Source organism: uncultured Campylobacter sp., assembly GCF_937997465.1.
Taxonomy (GTDB): domain Bacteria; phylum Campylobacterota; class Campylobacteria; order Campylobacterales; family Campylobacteraceae; genus Campylobacter_A.
In genome coordinates this window covers 1-1862 of record NZ_CALKTQ010000100.1, presented here as the reverse complement: position 1 = coordinate 1862, position 1862 = coordinate 1, and the positions used below count along the sequence as shown (strand labels likewise).

At 52.0% G+C, this 1862-nt stretch carries 3 protein-coding genes; 1 reads left to right on the top strand and 2 read right to left on the bottom strand.

Features of this window, described 5'->3' with window-relative positions; all coding sequences use genetic code 11:
- Window positions 1–410, top strand: a 410-nt coding sequence (locus Q0546_RS02995) for a Na+/H+ antiporter NhaA (protein WP_298790406.1), incomplete at its 5' end; no start/stop codon positions are given.
- A 13-nt stretch (window positions 411–423) separates the two neighbouring features.
- Here Q0546_RS02995 and Q0546_RS02990 read toward each other — a convergent pair.
- A complete protein-coding gene (locus Q0546_RS02990) occupies window positions 424–1032 on the bottom strand; it encodes a hypothetical protein (RefSeq protein ID WP_298790404.1) in 609 nt (202 codons plus the stop codon).
- Between the two features lie 220 nt (window positions 1033–1252).
- Window positions 1253–1862, bottom strand: a 610-nt coding sequence (gene proB / locus Q0546_RS02985) for a glutamate 5-kinase (RefSeq protein ID WP_298790402.1), incomplete at its 5' end; no start/stop codon positions are given.

Genomic DNA, 1862 nt, shown 5'->3' with positions numbered 1-1862 from the left:
GCTGGGTGGCGTTTGGCGTGCTGCCGATATTTGCCTTCGTAAACGCAGGCATCTCACTGCGAGGCGTCGGACTGGACGAGATTTTGTCTCCGGTCGCGCTAGGCACGGCGCTGGGGCTTTTCGTCGGCAAGCAAGTCGGGGTATTTTGCTTTAGCTTTTTAGCGATCAAATTTAAGCTAGCCAAGCTGCCCGAGGGGTCAAATTTCATCCAGCTTTACGGCATCGCGGTGCTTTGCGGCGTAGGATTTACCATGAGCCTTTTCGTTAACGGCTTAGCCTACAACGACACAGACGCCTTTGCCTACACGGACAAGCTCGCTATCTTGCTAGGTTCGGTAGTTTCAGGCGTCGCCGGGTTTATATTGCTTAAATTTAGCACCCAAAATCCGGGCGCGATAGAAAAACGGTAGCGAGCAAAACGGCTCACTCCCGCCGGCCGCTGCGTAATCTATAAATCAAATCGCAAGCTACGCCGCCAAACGCCGCAAAAATCGCGCCGATAACCAGAGCCGCGGCAAGATTATAAGGCGCGCTGTCGTTTGCAAGGGCGTAGGCGTCAAACCGCACGTAAACGCCACATCTGCCGCCCATCCCCTCCGGCGCAAAAAGCAGCCCGCTAAACGCGAGAAAACAAAATCCGCCAAGCAGGACAAACGCCGCCGTAAGTTTGACTAAATTTACCCGCCTAAAATCCTCTTTGCCGTAGTTTAGGCAAAAAACGGCCGCGAAAAAACACAGCCAAAAACACGCAGCGCAGGCGTAAAAGGCTACGACTTCGATTTTTAATCCGTTTTTAGCCAAATCATCCAAAAACGGCGCAAAAACCCGCACGGCGCGGATAAAGCCCGGCCAAAAATTCGACCGAAAAATCTCTTCTGGGCTCAAATTTAGCGCCCAAACTCCAAGCGCGGCAAAAACTATAACGCCCAGCGAAAACGGCGCCCAGCCGGCTAAAATCGCTCTCTCAAACAAGCCTTTACGCGCCGCAGGGTCGCACCGGGATTTCGCAGTCTCCGATTCTTTTTCGTTCATTTTTTTCCTTAAATTTATCCGTATTTTAAAGCGCGCTCAAAAATCAACCGTCAAATTTAACGACAGGCGCACGGTTAGTTTGGGTAGTCAAATTTGATCAAGTTTAGCCGCCGTATCAGCTTTAAATTTTACAGCCATATAGCGAAATTTGCTTCAAATTTGGCGTAAATTTGACACGCTCGAGGCTAAATTGAGCCGCCAGCAAACCGCCAAATTTGACCTAAATAAGCGCGATGTTGTCGATGTGCAGCGCCTCGTCCTCGTATTTGTAGCCCAGAACCGCCTCGATCTCTTCGCTCTTGCGCCCTTTTATGAGGGCTAGCTCGGCCGAGGAGTAGTTTGTTATGCCGCGAGCTAGCGCCCGGCCGCTTGTATCTTTGATAGTTAGCGTTTCGCCACGCTCAAACTCGCCCACGACCTCGCGGATGCCGACTGCTAGCAGGCTTTTACCATCTTTTAGCGCCTTCGCTGCGCCCGCGTCGATAGTGACGGAGCCCTTGTGCGCGGCGGAGTAGGCGAGCCAGTATTTACGCGAATTTATCCTATTTTTGCCCGCCAAAAATAGCGTCCCAACCTCGCTGCCTTGTGCTGCCCGCACGATGTTTCGCGGGTCGGCGCCGTTTGCGATGATGAGGTGAGTGCCGTTTTTGGTCGCCATCTCGGCTGCGGTGATTTTAGTGCGCATGCCGCCGGTGCCAAATTTACTACCCTCCGCACCCGCAGCCGCCCTGATGCCGTCATCTAAATTTTCGACCAAATTTATAAATTTAGCGTCCGCAAAAACGCTTGGATTTTTATCGTATAGGCCGTCGATATCAGTCAAAATCACG

Coding starts and splice junctions, on each gene's coding strand:
- Q0546_RS02990 (WP_298790404.1), bottom strand. CDS start 1,032: ATGAACGAAAAAGAATCGGAGACTGCGAAATCCCGGTGCGACCCTGCG.